Source organism: Flavobacterium sp. UBA7680 (assembly GCF_002482975.1).
GTDB lineage: Bacteria > Bacteroidota > Bacteroidia > Flavobacteriales > Flavobacteriaceae > Flavobacterium.
The window spans coordinates 146774-169986 of the sequence record NZ_DLHA01000050.1 but is presented as its reverse complement, the minus strand read 5'-3'; the positions used below and the strand labels follow the sequence as shown (position 1 = coordinate 169986).

The window sequence follows — 23213 nt, the reverse complement described above, 5'->3', positions numbered from 1 at the left end:
TCTGTGGCAAAAAATTAAAAAAATAATTCGTGGAAATTCGTGCAATTCGTGGCAAAAAAATAAATATTCGTGGCGAGAAAAAAATGCTAATAATTTGTGAAAATTTACTCCGTTAATTGCAAAAAACATTAATTGCTTATATTTGTTCAATACCACAAAATAATACGTTTTGAAAAAAATACTTCCATTATTCTCCTATATACTTCATCCGATTTTTATATCGATGTATGCCACATTATTATACCTTTATTGTAAAGAAGATATTTTTACAACGCAGGAAAAATACTTTGTTCTGTTTCAAATTTTGGTTATTACCATTATCGTTCCCATTTTGTTTTTCATGCTGTTACGTTCGACTGGACACGTAAAATCGATGATGCTTCCAGAAAACTCCCAGCGTCGCATTCCGCTTATTTTACAATGCTTTTTATATATTTTATTAGTAAAAAGAAGTATTGTCATTACTCGTTATCCTGAACTACATTTCTTTTTTTTGGGAGCGTTGTTTAGTACAATATTAGCATTGGTATGCTCACTTTTTAAAATTAAGGCCAGCCTGCACATGACTGCTATTACAGGGTTTACAATCTTTGCAATTGGGTTAAATATTCATTTACAAATGCACAATCCGTATTGGGGCGCGCTGTTAATTTTATTTTCTGGAATTGTAGCTTCATCCCGATTAGAAATGAACGCACATACACCAAAAGAAATATCAATTGGTTTGTTAATTGGCGTTTTACCGCAGATATTATTTTTGTATTTGTGGTTATAAAATGTAGAATATTAATCCTGCATTCAGCGTTTTCATGGTTACTTTTTCTCCGCTTAATGTGGTAACGCCGTCTTTAAACAGCGGACTCAAACCATAATACAAATAAACATTCCAGGTATTGTAACCCGCAGAAATATACGGCCCGTATTGGAATTTATTAATAGCGTCATTATTTTTTATACGATAGGTATTTTCGCCGTCGTCTAAAATGGAAGTATTAGAGAAGATATAACTTAATTTTACTCCGCCATAAATTCTCCAGAATTTTGTGCTTTCGTAAGTTGAATTACGCCATCTAAATTCTATCGGAAATTCTACAGCGTATTGTTTGTAACGATTTGAAGCAATTTCTCCTGCATCGACAACATTATAAACTACGGCTCCGGCTCCATCTTTTGAAATACCAAAATTTTGAAAGTAGTTTTGATAGCTCAATCCTACACCTGCTGCAATTGAAACTGTTCTGGATTTATTGATTGGCATGTCGCGTAAAAACCCGCCCGAAAGTCCAAGGGAAAATTTGTTTTGTTTGAATTTTTGAGGAATATCTGTAAACATATTATAGGTTACAGAAAAATAAAACTGATCTTCTCTATACAAAGAATCTATTTTAACTATAGGTTTTATTTCTGCTTTGACATCTTCTTGCGAAAAAGCATTAAAAAATGAAACTAAAAACAAACAGCTAAAAAGAAATCGCATATAATTTTTTGAGTTTAAAAGAGGTTCTATAAAATAAACGCTTAATAGAATCGATTTATTTCACTTACAAATATAATATAATGATAGTTCAGGGAACGATTAGAAAGCAATTATTCTGTTTTTGATGACGAATATTTGTGTTTGCTGAACTTTTTTCAAAGAATCTGCATTAGAATTCAAAAAATGAATTTGATCTTTTATACCTTTGTCCTGTATGAAGAAAAAACAGCTCATATTAAGTTTCTCTTTTGCTGTCACAATATTGTTCTCAATATTGTTTCAGTCCATACACAGTTATGAGCATATTGTAAAGCAGCTTTCAGAAAAACAATGTCACCACAATTATAATGATCCAAGTGGCGAAATAACGCATCAGCACCATAATTACGACCTTTGTTACGTTTGTAATTTTGCTTTTGGAAGTTATATTGTTCCAGAAACTTTCTCTTTTCAATTTCATTCTTTCAGCAGCGAAATTCCTTATTTTTTCCCGCTGTCAGAAAAGATTTTCTCTGTTTCAAAAAGTTCGTATTTATTACGAGGTCCTCCCGCTGCTATAGTTTCTTAATAATTCAACATCTCTTTTTTTAAAATCTAAATTCAAAACAACTTTGAGTTTCCTAATCCTGTTTATTAAATTGGGATTAGAATGCTGTACTGTTCGTTTAATTTTCATTTAAAAGAAGAAAATCCAATTAACTATAGCAAAATTTTCAAATGAAAAAATTAATAATTGCCCTTGTTTTAGGGTTTTCGGGCTTGCTTTCTGCCCAAAATTCGGTTTCAGGAACAGTAACTGATAATCAAAACCAGCCATTACCGGGCGTTTCTGTTTACGCTTCAGAATTGCATAAAGGAACAACGACTGATGCAAACGGAAAATACGAATTAAACAATCTTCCAAACGGAAATTTACGCCTGTCTTTTTCTTATGTTGGATACGCTACTCAAAATAAAAACATCTTAAAATTAGTAAAACAAAATACCGTTGATGTAACGCTCGAAGAGTCCATTTTAGAAATGGATGAAGTTGTGGTTTCTACGCCTTTCAACAAATTGCAATCGCAAAACGTAATGAAAATCGAGCATGAAAGCATTAAAACTTTACAGCAAAAAGGAACTTCAACTTTAATTGAAGGTTTGGCTACAATTCCCGGAGTTTCGCAAATTTCTACCGGAACATCTATTGGTAAACCGGTTATTCGCGGATTGAGCGGAAATCGTGTTTTAGTATATTCTCAAGGCGTTCGTATCGAAAACCAGCAGTTTGGAGACGAACATGGTTTAGGTTTAAACGATGCCGGAATTGAAAGTGTTGAAGTTATTAAAGGCCCGGCATCGCTATTGTACGGTTCTGATGCTTTAGGAGGAGTTTTATACTTTAATCCTGAAAAATTTGCTGATGCGGGTACTTTTAAAGCTAATTTCAGCCAAAAATATTTTACGAACACAGAGGGAAGTAATTCTTCTATTGGATTAAAAACATCTACTGATAATTGGAAATTTCTGGCGCGTGGAAGCTACAACACTCATTCTGATTATAAAATTGCCGATGGAGACCGCGTAACAAATTCGCGTTATAATGAAACTGATTTTAAAACCGGAATTGGTTACAGTAATTCAAGTTTTTCAAGTGTTTTAAGATACAATTATAACAAACTAGATATTGGAATGCCTGAAGATGGAATTGCAGAACAATCTTCAAGCAAAGACACGCAGTTTCCGAGACAGGGAATTTTTAACCATTTATTGAGTTTGAACAATGTAATCTTTTTTGAAAACTCAAAATTGGATGTTGATTTAGGTTATATCTCAAATGACAGAAGTGAATTTGAAGACAGTAATGATGCTTCACTTCACATGAGATTGAATACTTTGAATTACAATTTAAAATACCACTTTCCTAAATTCGGAAAAATCGAGACTATTTTTGGGGTTCAGGGAATGCATCAAACGAATAAAAATTCGGGCGAAGAATATTTAATTCCAGATGCGACAACGAATGATTTTGGTGCTTTTGGAACTGCCAATTACGAATGGGACAACAGCGTTTTACAAGCCGGATTACGTTTTGACAACAGACACATTACTTCTGACGCACACGGAACTGAAGGTGAAGAAGGTTATTTCCTTCCTCTTGACAAATCTTTTGACAGTTTTAATGCTTCTTTAGGATATAAAACAAAACTGGCTGAACCGCTTACGGTTCGTTTAAATGTTGCAACCGGATTTAGAGCGCCAAACTTAGCGGAGTTAACTTCAAACGGGGTTCACGAAGGAACAAATCGTTACGAAATTGGAAATGCTGATTTGAAAACAGAACAAAACGTTCAGACTGATTTGAACTTAGAATACAAAAACACACATTTTGAGTTTTTCGTTAACGGATTTTATAATCACATAAACAATTATATCTACACTTCGCCAACCGGAGAAACTCGTGACGATAATGATGTTTTTGCTTACATTCAGGATAATGCTCAATTGTACGGAGGTGAAGTTGGTTTACACTTTCACCCGCATCCGCTAGATTGGTTACATTTTGAAACTAGTTTTGAAACCGTAACGGGTAAAAAAGACAATAATGATTACTTGCCGTTGATTCCTGCCAACAACTGGAATAATACGCTTAGAACTGAATTTAATATCAAAAACTGGTTAAGCGAAGGTTTTGCTTCTTTAAATGTTTCTTCAACTTTCAGCCAGGATAATGTGAGTGGTTTCGAAACTGCTTCTAAAGGGTATACTTTGGTAAATTTAGGTTTTGGAGGAACGGTAAAATTGGGTAAGACGGCTTTTGATATCAACCTGAACGGAAACAATTTATTCGACAAAAAATACATTGCACACCTTTCAAGATTAAAAACAGACGGAATCCCAAATATTGGAAGAAACATCGTTCTGGGCGTTAATTTCAATTTATAATTTTATTTAACCGCAAAGAGCGCAAGGAGTTTTTCGCAAAGTTCGCAAGGTTTTATTTAAGCTTTGTGATTAGAAAATATCCTATAGTATTTGAAAAATCTCGCAAAGACGCAGAGACGCAAAGTTTTAAAATTCTTTGCGTCTCTGCGTCTTTGCGAGATTAAAAACATTGCGTACTTTGCGAAAAGACTTTGTGTCTTTGCGGTTAAAAAATATCTCACAAAAAGTGCTATTTTTGTTACAACTGTTAATCAAAAACTATGAAAAAAACCTTTCTTATAATGGCAATTACAACTGCAGGAATTTCATTTGGACAAAATAAGATTCAATACCCGGAAACAAAAAAAGGAGAAACTGTCGACGTATATTTTGACACAAAAGTAAGCGATCCGTATCGTTGGCTTGAAGATGATAAATCTGCTGAAACCGGGGCTTGGGTAAAAGCTGAAAATGAAGTAACTTATGGATATTTAGATAAAATTCCGTTTCGTGAGGAACTTAAAAAACGAATGGAAAAGCTTTGGAACTACGAAAAAATAGGTGCTCCGTTTAAAGAAGGAAAATCTACTTATTATTATAAAAATAACGGGCTTCAAAATCAATCTGTTGTTTATAGAAAAGATCAAAATGGAAAAGAAGAAGTTTTTCTGGATCCGAATACTTTCTCAAAAGACGGAACCACTTCGCTTGGAGGTTTAGATTTTTCTAAAGATGGAAACAAAGCGGCTTATTCTATTTCTGAAGGAGGAAGTGACTGGAGAAAAGTGATTATTATAGATGCTGTTTCTAAAAAAGTTTTGGAAGATACTCTTGTTGATGTAAAATTCAGCGGCGTTTCATGGCTTGGAAATGAAGGTTTTTATTATTCTAGTTACGATAAACCAAAAGGAAGCGAGCTTTCTGCAAAAACAGATCAGCACAAATTGTATTTTCATAAGTTAGGAACTTCTCAAAAAGAAGATAAAGTAATTTTTGGTGCAGATCAAAAAAGAAGATATGTTGGCGGTTATGTGACCGAAGACAATCATTATTTGGTAATTACAGCTGCTAATTCGACTTACGGAAATGAACTTTATATTAAAGATTTAAAAACGCCAAACAGTCCGATTATTACTATTGTAGACAACTTCAACAGTGATAATAATATTATCGAAAACGAAGGAAGTAAATTGTTTATACAAACGGATTATAACGCTCCTAACGGACGCGTGGTTTCGGTAGATTTCAGCAATCCGAAACAAGAAAACTGGAAAGATTTTATTAAAGAAACAGAGAATGTTTTATCTCCATCTACAGGCGGCGGCTATTTCTTTGCTAATTATACAAAAGATGCTGTTTCGTTAGTTTTACAATACGATTACAGCGGAAAACTAGTTCGCGAAATTAAACTTCCTGCTGTTGGAACTGCCGGAGGATTTGGTGCAAAAAAAGAAGAAAAGATTTTATACTACAGCTTTACAAACTATACAACTCCGGGAACGATTTTTTCTTTTGAACCAAAATCTGGTAAATCAGAAGTGTATCAAAAACCAAAAGTTGATTTTAAAAGTGAAGATTACGAGTCTAAACAAGTTTTCTATACTTCAAAAGACGGCACAAAAGTTCCTATGATTATTACGTATAAAAAAGGAACAAAATTAGACGGTAAAAACCCAACGATTCTTTATGGTTATGGCGGATTTAATATTAGTTTGACGCCTGCTTTTAGTATTTCAAATGCGGTTTGGATGGAAAATGGAGGAGTTTATGCGGTTGCCAATTTAAGAGGCGGCGGTGAATATGGTAAAAAATGGCACGATGCAGGAACAAAGCTTCAAAAGCAAAATGTGTTTGATGATTTTATCGCTGCTGCAGAATATCTAATTGCTCAAAAATATACTTCATCTGATTATTTAGCGATTCGCGGAGGATCTAATGGCGGTTTATTAGTGGGCGCAACAATGACACAGCGTCCTGATTTAATGAAAGTTGCTTTGCCTGCGGTTGGTGTTATGGATATGCTTCGTTACCATACTTTTACAGCTGGTGCGGGTTGGGCGTATGATTACGGAACGGCTCAGGATAACAAAGAAATGTTTGAATACTTAAAAGGTTATTCTCCAGTTCAAAACGTTAAAAGCGGTACTAAATATCCGGCAACAATGGTTACAACCGGAGATCATGATGATCGTGTTGTTCCGGCGCACAGTTTTAAATTTGCTGCTGAATTGCAAGACAAACAAGCGGGAGAAAATCCTGTTTTAATTAGAATTGATGTAAAAGCGGGTCATGGCGCAGGGAAATCTGTTGCGGCTACAATCCAGGAAAATGTAGACATTCAAGCTTTTACTCTTTATAATATGGGATTTAAAGCTTTGCCTAAGAAGTAAGACTTTAAACGCTTAATTTTTAGCCACGAATTCACGAATTATTTTTGTGAGTTTGTGGCTATTTTTTTGCCACGAATTACACTAATTAGCACGAATTTAATTGATTGGAATTTGTAGAGTGCTTTTTTTGCCACAGATTAAAAGGATTAAATGGATTTTATAATCTGTGAGAATCATTTTAATCTGTGGCAAATATTATAACCACAAAGAATTAGTGAAAATTAGTGCAATTCGTGGCAAACCTTTTTTTAAATTTGAATAACTAAAATAACCAAACGATGAAAATTATAAAATGGGGAATTATAGGCTGCGGGAATGTAACGGAAGTAAAAAGCGGGCCGGCTTTTCAGAGGGCTCCGAATTCTGCTTTAGTTGCTGTGATGCGAAGAGATGCAAAGCTTGCCGAAGATTACGCCAAACGTCATAATGTCCCGAAATGGTATTCGAATGCAATCGATTTAATAAATGATCCTGAAGTCGATGCGGTTTATATTGCTACACCGCCATCTTCTCATAAAGAATATACTCTTTTGTGTGCCAAAGCCGGAAAACCTGTATATGTTGAAAAACCTATGGCTTTGACTTTTGAAGAATGTAATGAAATGATCAGCGTGTGCAAAGAACATAATGTTCCGCTTTTTGTTGCTTATTACAGAAGAGGTTTACCTCGCTTTCTAAAAATAAAAGAGATTATCGACAAGGGAAAATTAGGAAACATACGTCATGTAAATTCTGTTTTATATCATCCATTTGAAGCTCGTTACGACGACGAAATCAATCTTCCGTGGACGGTTTTACCGCATATTTCAGGTGGCGGAATTTTTGTTGATCTGGCTTGTCATACTTTAGATTTTCTGGATTTTGTTTTAGGTCCGATAAAATCTGTTCGCGGACATGCGACTTCTCAATTACAAGCTTATCCTGCTGAAGATTCGGTTTCGATGTCATTTTTATTTGAAAACGGAATTCACGGATCTGGTTTATGGAATTTTGCCAGTTTTGAGCGTTATGACAATACTGAAATTGTGGGTGATAAAGGTAAAATCTCGTTTTCGACTTTCGGAAATGATCCCATTCATATTCAATATGCAAATGGAGAAAAAGAAAGTATTACGATAGAAAATCCGCTTCATATTCAACAGCCGTTTATAGAAACTGTAATGGCTGAGCTTTTAGGTAAAGAAGGGGCTTCTCCGTCAAAAGGAATTTCAGGAGCAAGAACGACTTGGGTTATTGATGAAGTTTTGAAGGAGTTTAGGAATTCGAAATAATTTCAATTGCCTCCAGCTTTAGCTGGAGGATAAAAATTAAAACATATTCAAAGGCTTTAGCCAAAAACGTTTGTTTGGCTAAAGCCTTTTTAAATTCAATTCTATCAACCTCCAGCTAAAGCTGGAGGCAATTTAATAAAGCTTGTCATTTCGACTGAAAGGAGAAATCGCACTAGAAACTCGACAAAAATTGGCGATTCTCTTTGTGGATTCCCGAGTGCGATTTCTCCTTCCAGTCGAAATGACAAAAAACAAAAAGGATATTCTTGCGAATATCCTTTTCTTCAAAAAACTATAAAACTTCTATAAAAAATTATAGGCTGTATTTAAGACCAAAAGTAAATCCTAAACCAGAAATTCCAACATAAGAACTGATATCATCAGTTGCTCTTGTATTGTCAAAACCAGCTGCATTAGTTACTTTACTATTTGAACTAGTATTAATTTGTTTTACATATTTAGTATGGCTTGCAGAATATGATGCATCTTGACGGAAAGCTGTAGGTGTGTTTAATTTATCTACACCGTTTTCAGTATATATTTCTGTTTCTTTTGTTTTTCCGTGTACTGTAAAGTTACGGTACTCTAATTCAGCAAAAAGAGAGATATGTGTTCCTAATTTATAAGATGTTCCTAATGCTGCAGTAAATCCAACAGTTGGGTTTGGTTTAATTACATCTTTTGAATAAGTTTCTGTTACTCCTGCTGGGTTAGTATATGTTCTAGTAGTTTCAATATCTAATGTACCGTGAACAGGAACAATAACTCCAACTTTAGTATAAGGTTCAAAACCATGAGTTTCTCCTAAAAATAAAACGATTGCAGGAGCAATATCATAAGCTTCAAGTTTTCCTACCGCTTTACCAGTTGCAAAAGTAGGTCCTGCAGCTACCAATCTATGAGTTGTTTCAACCATAGTTTTATCAGCACTATTAAAATAGTTAAATCCTAACTCAACACCCAAACGCGGCGTAAAACGATATCCAGCAGTTAAACCTGTACGGAATCCTTGTCCGAAAGAACCATGATTAGTTTCTCTAGAAATTAAAGTCGTACCATCTGGTCCATAAACATCTGTATTTGGTAATGCCCCAGATACAGTTGGGAATTCAGCAGCAGCAGTTTGGATGAAATATGACCCACCCAATTTAAAGTACCAGCTTTCTGGTTTGTCTGTTTTTTCTGTCTGCGCCATAGTAACCATAGAGCAAACTAATAGTCCTAATAAAAATAGGTTCTTTTTCATAATTCTGATTTAATTAATTTATACAAACTTAGAATTTTTTAACATATTCTTATAATTTGCATTGTTAGACTTGGAACGAAATCGTTGTAATTTCGGGCAATATTACTAAAAAAGTATTATGCATGCATATTTTTAACACTAAAATTTTACATTCAATTAAATTTTAACTGTTAAAATTTAGTTCAGCTTAAAATTTATCTGCATTTTCTCTAATTCCTGAAGAAGTTCAGCCGAAATCCTAATTTTTAACCTTCTGCTTGGCATCGTTAATTTAGTTACTACTTTCACTTCTTCGACTTCTTTTACTTCCTGCATTTTAGCTTCTCCGGCAACCGTTTCATTATCATCATTTTCATCTTCAAAAACAGCATCTTCACTGTCTTCAAATTCGCTTGTAGTTTCAACCTCAACTAAACGCTTGACATTTTCGATTTCCATGATGTCAAAACTCACGGTATTATCGCCTTTATTTTCATTGAATAAATGACTTAATTTATGAATAAACTCAGGCTGAAGATCTTTGATATTTAATAACAGAATCAGTTTTTTGGCAAATGCTTCTAAGATATCCTGAAGCTGTCGTACCTCAACAAACTGCATTCTAGGTTCTGATTTTTTACCTGTATCATGATTTACCCAGCCGTCTTTGATCAATATTTTTAAATAGGCAAAATTATTCTGAATTAGGAAATGGCGGAATTTCAAGTATTCTTCACCAAAAATCTTAAACTCAAAACTTTCGTCATATCCTTCTAAGTTAAATACAGCCCAGCCTTTTCCGTTTTTGGCTACACGATGCTGTACGTTATTAATGATTCCGGCAAAGTTTAAATTTTTACCTACATATTCATTCATGCTTTTCAAGGCTTCTAATCGGGCGTTGCAGAAGTATTTCATCTCAAATCTAAAATCATCAAGCGGATGTCCGGAAATGTAAATCCCTACAACCTCTTTTTCTTTCGCCAGTTTTTCCATTGTACTCCAGTCTTCGCATGGCGGTACAACAGGTTCTGCAATTTGCACTTCGCTCGCTTCTCCAAATAAACTTACCTGCGATGAATTTTCATTTTCCTGAAATTTCGATCCGTAACGCATCGCTTTTTCATAGAATGTAATTCCGTCGCCATCATCGTGGAAATATTGTGCTCTGGTTGTTCCTTCAAAAGAATCAAAACCACCAGCCAATGCTAAGTTTTCAATTGCTTTTTTGTTGGCTGCACGCAAATCAATTCGTTTCGCCAAATCAAAAATTGATTTATATCTTCCGTCTTTTCTGTTTTCTACAATAGTTTCAACAGCTCCGGAACCAACACCTTTAATAGCGCCCATTCCGAAACGAACAGCGTAACTATCGTTTACTGTAAATTTATAATATGATTCGTTTACGTCTGGCCCCAAAACCTGTAATCCCATACGTTTACATTCTTCCATAAAAAACGAAACCTGTTTGATATCGTTCATGTTATTCGAAAGAACCGCCGCCATATATTCGGCCGGATAATGCGCTTTTAAATAAGCCGTTTGATACGCAATCCATGCATAACAAGTCGAGTGCGATTTGTTGAAGGCGTAACTCGCAAAAGCTTCCCAGTCTTTCCAGATTTTCTCCAGAATCTTGGCATCGTGACCTTTTTGTGCCGCTTGTTCTACGAACTTTGGCTTCATTTTATCCAGTACGTCTTTTTGTTTTTTACCCATCGCTTTACGCAAAACGTCGGCCTCACCCTTTGTAAATCCTGCCAAAGACTGAGACAAAAGCATTACCTGCTCTTGATAAACCGTAATTCCGTAGGTTTCTGATAAATATTCGGCGCAAGCATCTAAATCGTATTTAATTTCCTCATCACCATTTTTCCTTCGAACGAAAGACGGAATATACTCTAAAGGTCCCGGACGATAAAGTGCATTCATGGCAATTAAATCTCCAAAAACCGTTGGCTTCAGGTCTTTCATATATTTCTGCATTCCGGGCGACTCGTATTGGAAGATTCCAACGGTTTCACCTCTTTGGAAAAGCGCATACGTTTCTTCATCGTCGATAGGAAATGTATCGGGATCCAGATCAATATTTGTTCTGTATTTTACCAGTTTTACGGTATCTTTTATCAGCGTAAGGGTCTTCAAACCCAAGAAGTCCATTTTCAGCAATCCGGCACTTTCTGCAACCGAGTTATCAAACTGCGTTACATATAAATCAGAATCTTTTGCTGTTGTTACCGGAACGTAATTCGTAATATCAGATGGTGTAATAATAACTCCACAGGCGTGAATTCCCGTATTACGCATTGATCCTTCAAGGATTTTTGCCTGCTGAATCGTTTCTCCTGCCAAATCACCTTCATTGGCAATGGCGATTAATTCTTTTACATTATCAAATTCGTCAGAACGAAGTGCTTTTTTGACTTCCTCTTCACTCTCAGAAATAAAACGCGCCAAATTCCATTTTGACGGCATCATTCCCGGAATCAGTTTTGCAATTCTATCGGCTTCAAATAATGGTAAATCCAGTACACGAGCCGTATCACGAATCGCTGATTTGGTTGCCATTTTACCATATGTGATAATCTGTGCAACCTGTTTTTGACCGTATTTATTGATTACATAATCCATTACACGACCACGACCCTCATCATCAAAGTCGATATCAATATCGGGCATCGATACACGGTCAGGATTTAGGAAACGCTCAAAAAGTAAGTCGTATTTAATGGGGTCAATATTGGTAATTCCGAGACAATACGCAACGGCTGAACCCGCTGCAGATCCACGGCCGGGACCTACCGATACATCCATTTTTCTGGCCTCGGCAATGAAATCCTGTACAATCAAAAAGTAACCCGGATATCCTGAATTCGAGATCGTCAATAATTCAAAATCCAGACGTTCCTGAATAGATTCTGTAATTTCTCCATATCGTTTTGCTGCACCAACCATTGTAAGGTGTCGCAAGTATTTATTTTCACCTCGAACACCTCCGTCAGCTTCATCTTCTGCAACAAAAAATTCTTCGGGAATATCAAATTTCGGAAGCAATACATCTCGGTAAAGCGAATATCCTTCGACCTTATCAATAACTTCCTGAATGTTTATAATTGCTTCTGGCAGATCAGAAAAGAGTTTTTTCATCTCTTCTTCTGACTTGAAATAATATTCCTGATTTGGAAGTCCGTAGCGATAACCACGTCCACGTCCAATAGGTGTTGCCTGCTTTTCACCATCTTTTACACAAAGTAAAATATCGTGCGCATTGGCATCTTCTTTATTTAAATAATAGGTATTATTGGTCGCAATTAATTTGACATTGTGTTTTTGTGAAAATTCAATCAGGGTTTTGTTTACACGATTTTCATCTTCCTGATTGTGGCGCATAACTTCTAAATAGAAATCTTCACCAAATTGTTCTTTCCACCAAATTAACGCATCTTCGGCTTGGTTTTCACCAATGTTCAGGATTTTACTCGGAATTTCTCCGTATAAATTCCCAGACAAAACCATGATATCTTCTTTGTATTTTTCGACTATATTTTTGTCAATCCTCGGCACATAATAAAATCCTTCGGTATAAGCAATCGAAGCCATTTTTGCCAAATTATGATATCCCGCTTTATTTTTAGCCATTAAAACAACCTGATAACCGTTGTCTTTTTTGCTTTTGTCTAAATGGTTTTCACAGATATTAAATTCACAGCCTACAATTGGTTTTACTTCCGTTTCGGTTGGTTCTTCTCCGGCTTCAACTAAAGCTTTATTTTTTCCAGATGCTGCTTTGTTGTGGTTCATCACGGCGCTCACAAAGTGAAAAGCTCCCATCATGTTTCCGGTATCGGTCATAGCAACGGCCGGCATTCCGTTTTTGGCTGCAGCCGCAACAATATTTCCAATTCCAATAGTCGATTGCAAAACCGAAAACTGCGTATGATTGTGTAAATGTGCAAATTTTGCCGCTTTGAAATCTGCTTTATCAGATTCTGAAACGGTAGTTTGATTATCGTCAACTTGTAAAGCTTTAAGCTGTTCTCTGATTTTATCAGAAGCTGCTTTTAAGTTGATGTGTTTTAAACCAATTAAAGGAAATTCCTGTGGATTTCTTTCCTGAAAGTCCTTGAAATAACCCTGCGGAACGTCTAATTCTTCTTTTGTAAAAACTTCTCTTCTAACTAATTCCAGGAAACAACGCGTAGTTGCCTCAACGTCGGCAGTTGCGTTGTGCGCTTCCGCAAAAGGTTTATCGAAAAGATAGCTGTGTAATTCGGTCAACGTTGGAAGTTTGAATTTTCCTCCACGACCTCCCGGAAGCTGTAATAACGAAGCAGTAACTTCGGTACAAGTATCCAGAACCGGCATCGAACTCATTTGAGATTCGACTCCCATTCTATGGAATTCGGCTCCCATAATATTAACGTCGAAACCTAAATTCTGTCCAACAATAAATTTGGTTTTGCTTAAAGCAATATTGAATTTCTCCAAAACTTCGGCCAGCGAGATTCCATCGGCTTCAGCCAATTCAGTTGAGATTCCGTGAATACGCTCGGCATCATACGGAATATTAAATCCTTCTGGTTTTACCAAATAATCCTGATGTTCAATAAGCTGTCCCATTTCGTCATGAAGCTGCCACGCGATTTGAATACAGCGAGGCCAGTTATCAGAATCTGTAATTGGGGCATCCCAGCGTTTTGGTAATCCGGTTGTTTCGGTATCGAATATTAAATACATAGAGTTGTAAAAAGTCAAATTTTAAAATTGCTTCGCCAGTTCGCTTCGCTCGTGTCGAAATTCCAAGTCTGTCATATTGCAACACATTGACAATATGAAACATAACAAAATACGAAATGAAAAATGGAAGAAGTTCAAATTTACGCTTTTTTTACAGAAATAACGAAACTAAAGTTGTTAACAAAAGCATCAAATAAAACTGTCAAATGCAATTCTTAAAATTTTAAACACATAGAAACATAGATTTTAGTTTTGTAAAAAAAGAGACTTTAGAAAATCTAGATTTTCACACATAGCTATGTGTATTTTAAATAAGTGAAACGCCTTTGTAGACAAAAAAAAACTATGTTTCTATGTGTTAAAATAACTACACCCAAAGTTTTTTAACTCAAAAAACTCCGATTATTCATTTTGGATACTCATTAGACCAAAATGAACACTTTTAAGCTTTACTGTATGCTGAACTTTGCTTCATCAAATTATAACAATTAAAAAATAATAATCATGAAAACAATTTTTATCACAGGCGCATCATCAGGTTTAGGAAAAGCAACAGCAAAATTATTTCAAGCAAAAGGCTGGAATGTAATCGCAACAATGAGAACTCCTGAAAAGGAAACTGAACTTGCTAGTTTAGAAAACGTAACCCTTTTACCATTAGACGTTACGAATTATGACCAAATACAAAGCACGGTTCAAAAAGCTATTGCATTAAGCGATATTGATATCGTTTTTAATAATGCTGGTTACGGATTAATTGGCCCTTTGGAAAGTTTTAACGATGATCAAATCACAAAACAATTAAATACTAATTTATTAGGAACGATTCGTGTAACGAATGCTTTTATTCCGTATTTCAGAGAAAAAAGAAACGGTTTATTTATCTCAACTACTTCTATCGGCGGATTGATTTCTTTTCCTTTAGGATCTGTATATCACGCAACAAAATGGGGATTAGAAGGCTGGAGCGAAAGTATGGCTTATGAATTGAATCCGTTTGGAATCAATATTAAAACGGTTTCTCCAGGCGGTATAAAAACAGAATTTTTACACGGTTCACTTGACACTGGAGTTAAACCTGAATACCAGGCAATGGCAGACAAAATGTTTGAAAATGTAGATGTAATGTTTGAAATGGCATCGACTCCAGAACATATTGCCGATGTTGTTTATGAAGCTGCTACAGACGGAAAAAACAAACTTAGATATGTGGCGGGAGAAGATGCAAAAGCGCTTTACCAACAAAGACTGGAACAAGGTGATGAAGTTTTTCGTGCTTCATTTGGTAAACAATTTTTGGGAGCCTAATTTATTACTAATACCGCTCAGGTTTTGATAATCTGTGCGGTATTAATTTTCATTTTTTATACCTTTATATCATGGAAAAGAAAAACAATACTCCAACCAAAATTTCCTCTGTTTCGCAGTTTCATACTTTGTTTGATCTGCCAAAACCACTGCATCCCATGATCAGTTTGGTTGATAATAAAATACTGGCTGTCAAAGCGGAAACGAATAACTATTTTTTACTCGATTTTTATAAAATATCTTATAAATATTCGACGAATGGTAAAATGGGTTACGGTCAGGGTTATTATGATTTTAACGAAGGCGGTTTGATGTTCACTTCTCCTAATCAATTGATTTTTACAGATAATGAAGAAGGAACGGAATATCATGGCTATACGTTATTTTTTCATCCGGATTTTATTAGAAATTATCCTTTAGGGAAAAACATTAAAAAGTATGGCTTTTTCTCCTATGATACTAATGAAGCGCTGCATCTTTCTGACAGTGAAAAAACAACGATTCTAGGCTTATTAAATAATATTGATAATGAACTTCATACGGCTATTGACGAAATGAGCCAGGATGTTATTATTTCCTATATTGATGTTTTGCTGAATTACAGTAATCGTTTTTACAAACGCCAATTTATTACCCGAAAAACGGTCAGCAATGATTTATTACTTAAAGTAGAAAATACTTTAAATGATTATTTCAATAGTGCCGAAACCTTACAAAGAGGTTTACCTTCAGTCGATTTTCTTGCTTCACAAGTAAATGTTTCCAGTCATTATTTAAGCGATATGCTTCGCAATTTAACTGGACAAAATGCACAGCAGCACATTCATTCGAAATTAATAGAAAAATCAAAAGATTTCCTAATGACTACCAATCTTTCGGTGGCGGAAATTGCTTATCAATTGGGTTTTGAATATCCTCAGTCGTTTAGTAAACTGTTTAAAAAGAAAACCAATCTTACTCCATTAGAGTTTAAAAATTCCCTGAATTAGTCTTTAAAATTATTCTCTTCAAAAAAGCCCTTTTTGTCTTAAAAAAGCATAAAATTTCATAAAAATACACTTCTTGGATGTCGTAGTATTTAGATGGTTTATTGAATCTAAATAACGTCATAAAAACTCTTTTAAAAGCCTTCAAAAACCTAAAAAGCATTCTTTTTGCAAAGAAATCAAAACTAACAATTATTACTATTTTTATTCATTTTGTTAGATTTTTTCAATTAAATTCTTATATTTTATAGTGATTTTGAAATAAATTTGCAAACTATTAAAACAAAAAACAATCAAAGAAAATTAAAGTCGAAAAAGAAAAACAAAGTCATTTTATAAATCATTTTTCTGCCAAAATTGAAGCCGCAAAAGCGGTTTAGCAATTTGTATTTTAGTTTGGGTATCGTATATAATGAAATATCGAAATTGACGCTTTTGTATCTTTTTTTACTTTTGTTTTGCTATTATAATGAACAGGAAATTGCTGTGGTTATAGAAATTACAATTAAAAAAAATAAAAAATGAGTAAGACATTATTTGACAAAGTATGGGATTCACATGTAGTGCGTAAAATTGAAGATGGACCAGATGTGTTTTTTATTGACCGCCATTTCATTCACGAAGTTACGAGTCCTGTTGCTTTTTTAGGATTAAAATCAAGAGGCGTTAACGTTTTATACCCACAACGTACTTTTGCAACTGCAGATCACAATACCCCAACTATAAACCAACATTTACCAGTTCAGGATCCTTTATCAGCAAATCAGCTTCAGGCTCTTGAAGATAATGCTGCTGAATACGGAATTTCACACTGGGGATTAGGTCATCAAAAAAATGGAATTGTACACGTAGTTGGTCCTGAAAACGGAATTACTTTGCCAGGTGCTACTATTGTATGTGGTGATTCGCATACGTCTACTCACGGTGCTTTTGGAGCAATTGCTTTTGGTATCGGAACTTCTGAGGTTGAGATGGTTTTGTCTACTCAATGTATTATGCAGCCTAAACCAAAGAAAATGCGTATTAACGTAAATGGTAAATTGAGCAAAGGTGTTGGTCCAAAAGACGTTGCACTTTATATTATTGCTCAGTTAACTACTTCTGGAGGAACAGGTTATTTTGTTGAATATGCTGGTGATGTTTTTGAAAACATGACTATGGAAGGTCGTATGACGGTTTGTAATTTAAGTATCGAAATGGGTGCTCGTGGCGGAATGATCGCTCCTGACCAAACTACTTTCGATTTCCTTGAAGGAAGATTATACGCTCCAAAAGGTGAAGCTTGGACAAAAGCTGTTGAATACTGGAAAACTTTAAAAACGGATGCTGATGCTGTTTTTGATGCTGAATTAAACATCAAAGCTTCAGACATTGAACCAATGATTACTTATGGTACTAACCCAGGAATGGGAATTGGTATTACAAAACATATCCCAAGTGCAAAAGAAGTTGAAGGTGGTGAGGAAACTTACAAAAAATCTTTGGCTTACATGGGCTTCCATGAAGATGATGTAATGATTGGAAAACAAATTGATTATGTTTTCTTGGGAAGTTGTACAAACGGACGTATTGAAGATTTTAGAGCTTTCGCAGAAATTGTAAAAGGAAGAAAAAAAGCAGATAATGTTACGGCTTGGTTAGTTCCGGGTTCTCACGTTGTTGAAGCACAGATTAAAGAAGAAGGTATCTTAGATATTCTTACTGAAGCTGGTTTCGTATTACGTCAGCCGGGTTGTTCTGCTTGTTTAGCAATGAACGACGATAAAGTTCCTGCCGGAAAATATGCGGTAAGTACTTCAAACAGAAACTTTGAAGGCCGTCAGGGTCCTGGTTCGAGAACGCTTTTAGCAAGTCCGATTATGGCTGCTGCCGCTGCTGTTACAGGAAAACTAACTGATCCGCGTGAATTATTTTAGATTGCAGAGTTTAGATTTTAGGTTTCTCGCTTTGTGAAATCTTCATCTAAATTTCTTCAAATAAAATTGATCAACATTATTTAATACAAAACATTTTTAGGTTCTAATTTTTAAGTTTTCAAAAGAAATCTAAAATCTAAAATCTAAAATCCTAAAATTCCAAAAAATGGCATACGATAAATTTACTATACTTACCAGCAGTGCAGTGCCACTGCCAATTGAGAACGTTGATACAGATCAAATTATTCCGGCTCGTTTCTTAAAAGCTACAAAACGTGAAGGTTTTGGAGATAACCTTTTTAGAGACTGGAGATATAACGGCGATGATACTCCAAAAGCTGATTTCGTTTTAAACGATTCTACTTATTCTGGAAAAATTCTTGTTGGAGGAAAAAACTTCGGTTCTGGATCTTCTAGAGAGCACGCTGCGTGGGCAGTTTACGATTACGGTTTTAGAGCTGTAGTTTCTAGTTTCTTTGCAGATATCTTTAAAGGAAACTGTTTAAATATTGGTGTTTTGCCAGTACAAATTAGCCCAGAATTTGCTGAAACTATTTTCAAAGCAATCCAAGCTGATCCTAATACAGAACTAGAAATCAACTTGCCAAACCAAACGATTACTTTATTGTCAACTGGTCAGCAAGAATCTTTTGCTATTAACGGATACAAAAAGAACAACATGATTAATGGCTTTGACGACATTGATTATTTACAAAACATTAAAGAAGATATTGTGGCTTTCGCCGATAAACTTCCTTACTAATAGAAATCTCATTCAGGATATTAGACCCGACAGGTTTCAAAAACCAGTCGGGTCTTTCTAAATTAAATGAGAAAACATAGAACACGGATAAAACAGATTTGCTATCGCAAAAACACAGGTTAACGCGGATTTTTATTTTACTTAATTAAGAATCCGTTTTTATCAGCGTCTTCGCAAAGCGAATCCGTAAAATCAGCGTCAAAATTAAACATGGATATCAATAAAAATCCAACGTTAGAAATTACAATATCAATATGGAAAAAAGAAAAATTGAAATAATGGATACGACGCTTCGTGATGGTGAACAAACCTCAGGAGTTTCATTTTCTGCTGCAGAAAAACTAACCATTGCGCAATTATTGCTGGAAGAATTAAATATTGATAGAATCGAAATTGCTTCGGCACGCGTTAGCGAAGGAGAATTTCAAGCTGTAAAAGGCATTACTTCATGGGCTGAAGAACGCGGCTATATTAACCGAATTGAAGTTCTTTCGTTTGTTGACGGCGGAGTTTCGATTGATTGGATGAAAAAAGCCGGTGCCAAAGTACAGAATTTATTGACCAAAGGTTCAATGAACCACTTAACACATCAGTTAAAAAAAACACCAGAGCAGCATTTTTCTGAAATCGCTCAAATCATCGCTTTAGCAAAAGAAAATAATATTGAGACGAATGTTTATTTAGAAGACTGGAGCAACGGAATGCGAAATTCGCCTGAATATGTGTTTCAATTTCTGGATTTCTTATCTACACAACCCGTAAAAAGAATTTTACTTCCGGATACTTTAGGAGTTTTAATTCCATCTTTGGCTTTTGAATTTATTTCTAAAATCAGAGCAAAATATCCAAATATTCATTTTGATTTTCACGCTCATAACGATTACGATTTAAGTGTTGCCAATGTTATGGAAGCTGTAAGAGCCGGCATTAACGGACTTCACGTAACGGTAAACGGAATGGGAGAACGTGCCGGAAACGCTCCGCTTGAAAGTACGGTTGCGGTAATCAATGATTATCTGCCAGAAGTAAGCATCAACATCAAAGAAACTTCTTTATATACGGTAAGCAAATTAGTTGAAACGTTTACAGGATACAGAATTCCTGCCAACAAACCTATTGTAGGCGATAATGTTTTTACACAAACTGCCGGAATCCATGCCGACGGAGACAACAAAAACAACTTATATTTTAATGATTTGCTTCCAGAACGCTTTGGAAGAAAAAGAAAATACGCTTTAGGAAAAACTTCTGGAAAAGCCAATATCGAGAAAAATCTTCAGGAATTAGGTTTAAAATTAAATCAGGAAGATTTGAAATTGGTTACCCAAAGAATCATTGAACTAGGCGATAAAAAAGAAACCGTTACTAAGGAAGATCTTCCATACATTATTTCAGATGTTTTGGACAGTCATACTTACGAAGAAAAAATAAAAATCGAGTCCTATATATTAGTACACTCAAAAGGAATGCGTCCGTCAACGACTTTGTGTTTAAAATTTGGCGAAGAAATTATCGAAGAAAATGCTCAGGGCGACGGTCAGTTTGATGCCTTTATGAATGCTTTATCAAAGATTTATAAAAGCAAAAAATTAACGCTTCCAAAATTAATTGATTATGCCGTAAGAATCCCACCAGGAAGTAGTTCTGATGCCTTGTGCGAAACGATTATTACCTGGGTAAACAACGGAAAAGAATTTAAAACTCGCGGATTAGATTCAGATCAAACTGTTGCAGCGATTATTGCAACGCAAAAAATGTTGAATGTAATAGCTTAAGGTACTAAGTTGCTAAGATTCTAAGTTGCTGAGATTTTTTCTTTGAGCTTAGAACCTTAAAAACTCAGAATCTTAAAAAATCAACACCTAGTTACTAATACGATAAGCAGAAAAAACTTAGAATCTTAGCAACTCAGAACCTTAGAACCTTAAAATAATAAATACTTAAAAAATGAAATTTAACATAGCCCTTTTAGCAGGAGACGGAATTGGTCCTGAGGTAATAAATGAAGCTGTAAAAGTATCTGATGCTATTGCAAAAAAATTCAATCACGAAATCACTTGGACTCCTGCTTTGACTGGAGCTTGCGCAATCGACGCAGTTGGAGTTCCTTATCCAGACGAAACGCACGAAGTTTGTATGAAAGCCGATGCGGTTTTATTTGGAGCTATCGGCCACCCAAAATATGATAATGATCCAAGTGCACCTGTTCGTCCTGAGCAAGGTTTATTGTTAATGCGTAAAAAATTAGGATTGTTTGCTAACGTTCGTCCAACATTTACTTTTCCTTCTTTAATTGATAATTCTCCTTTAAAAAGAGAAAGAATCGAAGGAACTGATTTAGTTTTCTTAAGAGAATTAACGGGTGGAATTTACTTTGGAGAAAAAGGAAGAAAAGATGGTGGAGAAACTGCTTTTGACAATTGCGTTTACACACGTGAAGAAGTGCAGCGTTTAGCTAAAAAAGGTTTCGAATTAGCAATGACACGTTCTAAAAAATTATGTTGTGTTGATAAAGCCAACGTTTTGGAAACTTCACGTTTATGGAGAGAAACCGTTCAGGCAATGGAAAAAGATTATCCTGAAGTTACGGTTTCTTACGAATTTGTTGATGCTGTTGCAATGCGTTTGGTTCAATGGCCAAATTCTTATGATGTATTAATCACAGAAAATTTATTTGGAGATATCTTAACTGACGAGGCTTCTGTAATTTCAGGTTCAATGGGATTAATGCCTTCTGCTTCTGTTGGAGAACATACTTCATTATACGAACCAATCCACGGATCTTATCCTCAGGCAACCGGGTTAAACATTGCTAATCCATTAGCGACTATTTTATCTGCAGCCATGATGTTCGAAGATGCTTTTGGTTTAAAAGACGAAGCTGAAGCTATCAGAGCTGTTGTAAACAAATCTTTAGAGCAAGGAGTTGTTACCGAAGATTTAGCTTCAAAAGGGTCAAAAGCATACAAAACAAGCGAAGTTGGAGATTGGCTTGTAGCGAATTTATAATAAACATATAATCGTAGAGGCGCACAGCAGTGCGTCTCCTCGGTATGTTAGACGCACTGCTGTGCGCCTCTACAGAAAAAATACCGCATAAAAAAAGGGATCAACTTTCGTTGATCCCTTTTATATATTTAGAAAAAAATATTAATATCCTCCTCTGTTACCACCACGGTCATTTCCACCACGGCTGTTTCCTCCACCATAACCTCCGCGTGAATCTCCACCACGGCTGTTATTGTTGAAGCTTCTTCTTTCACCTTCAGGTTTCGGTTCAGATTTATTAACTACAATTGAACGACCTTGAACAGTAGCTCCGTTCAATTCATCAATTGCTTTTTGAGCTTCAGCATCGTTTGGCATCTCAACAAAACCAAAACCTTTGCTTCTTCCAGTAAATTTATCAGTGATAATTTTAACTGAATCTACTGCTCCGTAAGCCTCGAAAGACTCTCTTAAATCTGCTTCCTCAATACTGAATGGAAGGCTTCCAACAAAAATGTTCATATGTACTTATTTATAATAATGTAGCAAATGTAGTCTTATTTTTCCGTAATCTACTATATATTAGTTTATTTATGTTTTTATTTTGATTTTGAAAATCAGCTCATAAAACGCCGTATTTGCAAAAGTTACATCTGATGATGAACAATATCACTTACTTGAATTGGAACTTTATAGAAAACTCCTTCTGTAAAGTTAATTTTTGGATTTTCGGTATCGCTTTCATCTTCATTCATTGCCGTAAATTTAAATGTTCCCGAAATAGTATTATTATTCGTATCGTATTCTGTTATAATAATTTGTCCGTTACCAATATTTGTTCCTGTAGAAAATGAAGATAATTCGGCAGGCAGCGTATTTTCGTAAGATGCTTTTGAAGTTTCATTAACTCCTAAAAGAAAAGTTTGTTCTGCAGAAGAAGCAGTTTGCAAAATAACTTTTTCGTATCCTAAAGATCCCTCAATAAATACAGTTCCGTTTGTACCAAAATAAGCTTTATACGTTTGAGCTCTCCAGAAAACATTATTTTTCAGGGTTTGAAAAGCAGGATTATTAAATTTTACATCTTCTGTACAAGATGTAAGCAGTAGTAAAAAAGATAAGAAGTAAAAATATTTTTTCATATATTAAAATGAATTTAATGCAAAAGTATCGCATTATGAGGTAAATATTGAAATTTAAAAGTCAAAAAAAGCTAAAAATCTGTCTTAAATACATTTAATACCTTTT

General features: G+C 35.1%; 16 protein-coding genes. 11 read left to right on the top strand and 5 right to left on the bottom strand.

Going from position 1 to position 23213, the window contains the following annotated elements:
* Positions 1-169 precede the first annotated feature (169 nt).
* Entirely contained in the window at positions 170-775 is a 606-nt protein-coding gene (locus B3C18_RS20880; protein WP_291151290.1) for a hypothetical protein, read from the top strand.
* Here the strand turns inward: B3C18_RS20880 and B3C18_RS20875 are convergent.
* A complete protein-coding gene (locus B3C18_RS20875) occupies positions 770-1477 on the bottom strand; it encodes a porin family protein (protein ID WP_291151286.1) in 708 nt (235 codons plus the stop codon). The genes B3C18_RS20880 and B3C18_RS20875 overlap by 6 nt on opposite strands.
* A gap of 214 nt (positions 1478-1691) precedes the next feature.
* Here B3C18_RS20875 and B3C18_RS20870 point away from each other — a divergent pair, with 214 nt between their 5' ends.
* From B3C18_RS20870 to B3C18_RS20855, 4 genes are all read left to right on the top strand, one after another.
* A complete protein-coding gene (locus tag B3C18_RS20870; RefSeq protein ID WP_291151283.1) occupies positions 1692-2045 on the top strand; it encodes a hypothetical protein in 354 nt (117 codons plus the stop codon).
* Between the two features lie 149 nt (positions 2046-2194).
* Positions 2195-4402: a TonB-dependent receptor gene (locus B3C18_RS20865; protein ID WP_291151280.1), complete on the top strand. Its 2208-nt coding sequence runs from the start codon at positions 2195-2197 to the stop codon at positions 4400-4402.
* A 260-nt stretch (positions 4403-4662) separates the two neighbouring features.
* Positions 4663-6771, top strand: coding sequence for a prolyl oligopeptidase family serine peptidase (locus tag B3C18_RS20860; RefSeq protein WP_291151278.1), 2109 nt, complete (start codon positions 4663-4665; stop codon positions 6769-6771).
* 278 nt (positions 6772-7049) lie between these two features.
* Positions 7050-8042: a Gfo/Idh/MocA family protein gene (locus tag B3C18_RS20855; protein WP_291151275.1), complete on the top strand. Its 993-nt coding sequence runs from the start codon at positions 7050-7052 to the stop codon at positions 8040-8042.
* Between the two features lie 313 nt (positions 8043-8355).
* Here B3C18_RS20855 and B3C18_RS20850 read toward each other — a convergent pair whose 3' ends face one another.
* Together B3C18_RS20850 and dnaE are read right to left on the bottom strand one after the other, a co-directional pair.
* A complete protein-coding gene (locus tag B3C18_RS20850) occupies positions 8356-9288 on the bottom strand; it encodes an outer membrane beta-barrel protein (protein WP_291151272.1) in 933 nt (310 codons plus the stop codon).
* 177 nt (positions 9289-9465) lie between these two features.
* Positions 9466-14004, bottom strand: coding sequence for a DNA polymerase III subunit alpha (gene dnaE, locus B3C18_RS20845; protein ID WP_291151270.1), 4539 nt, complete (start codon positions 14002-14004; stop codon positions 9466-9468).
* A gap of 504 nt (positions 14005-14508) precedes the next feature.
* On the opposite strand from dnaE, the gene B3C18_RS20840 reads away from it, so the two are divergent.
* The 6 genes from B3C18_RS20840 (at position 14509) to leuB (ending at position 21986) form a co-directional block, all read left to right on the top strand.
* On the top strand, positions 14509-15312 hold the full coding sequence (locus B3C18_RS20840) for an SDR family oxidoreductase (RefSeq protein WP_291151267.1): 804 nt from the start codon (positions 14509-14511) through the stop codon (positions 15310-15312).
* 71 nt (positions 15313-15383) lie between these two features.
* Positions 15384-16301: a helix-turn-helix domain-containing protein gene (locus B3C18_RS20835; RefSeq protein ID WP_291151264.1), complete on the top strand. Its 918-nt coding sequence runs from the start codon at positions 15384-15386 to the stop codon at positions 16299-16301.
* A gap of 518 nt (positions 16302-16819) precedes the next feature.
* Complete coding sequence (gene leuC, locus B3C18_RS20830) at positions 16820-18214, top strand: 3-isopropylmalate dehydratase large subunit (RefSeq protein ID WP_291151260.1); 1395 nt, start codon at positions 16820-16822, stop codon at positions 18212-18214.
* A 166-nt stretch (positions 18215-18380) separates the two neighbouring features.
* Positions 18381-18977 (top strand): 3-isopropylmalate dehydratase small subunit, encoded by a 597-nt coding sequence (gene leuD, locus B3C18_RS20825; protein WP_291151257.1) that lies wholly within the window; start codon positions 18381-18383, stop codon positions 18975-18977.
* A 254-nt stretch (positions 18978-19231) separates the two neighbouring features.
* Positions 19232-20752: an alpha-isopropylmalate synthase regulatory domain-containing protein gene (locus B3C18_RS20820; RefSeq protein ID WP_291151254.1), complete on the top strand. Its 1521-nt coding sequence runs from the start codon at positions 19232-19234 to the stop codon at positions 20750-20752.
* A 172-nt stretch (positions 20753-20924) separates the two neighbouring features.
* Positions 20925-21986 (top strand): 3-isopropylmalate dehydrogenase, encoded by a 1062-nt coding sequence (leuB, locus tag B3C18_RS20815; protein WP_291151252.1) that lies wholly within the window; start codon positions 20925-20927, stop codon positions 21984-21986.
* 141 nt (positions 21987-22127) lie between these two features.
* On the opposite strand, the gene B3C18_RS20810 is transcribed toward leuB, so the two are convergent.
* On the bottom strand, positions 22128-22487 hold the full coding sequence (locus B3C18_RS20810) for an RNA recognition motif domain-containing protein (RefSeq protein ID WP_053471494.1): 360 nt from the start codon (positions 22485-22487) through the stop codon (positions 22128-22130).
* Between the two features lie 125 nt (positions 22488-22612).
* Entirely contained in the window at positions 22613-23107 is a 495-nt protein-coding gene (locus B3C18_RS20805) for a DUF6252 family protein (RefSeq protein WP_291151248.1), read from the bottom strand.
* Positions 23108-23213 lie beyond the last annotated feature (106 nt).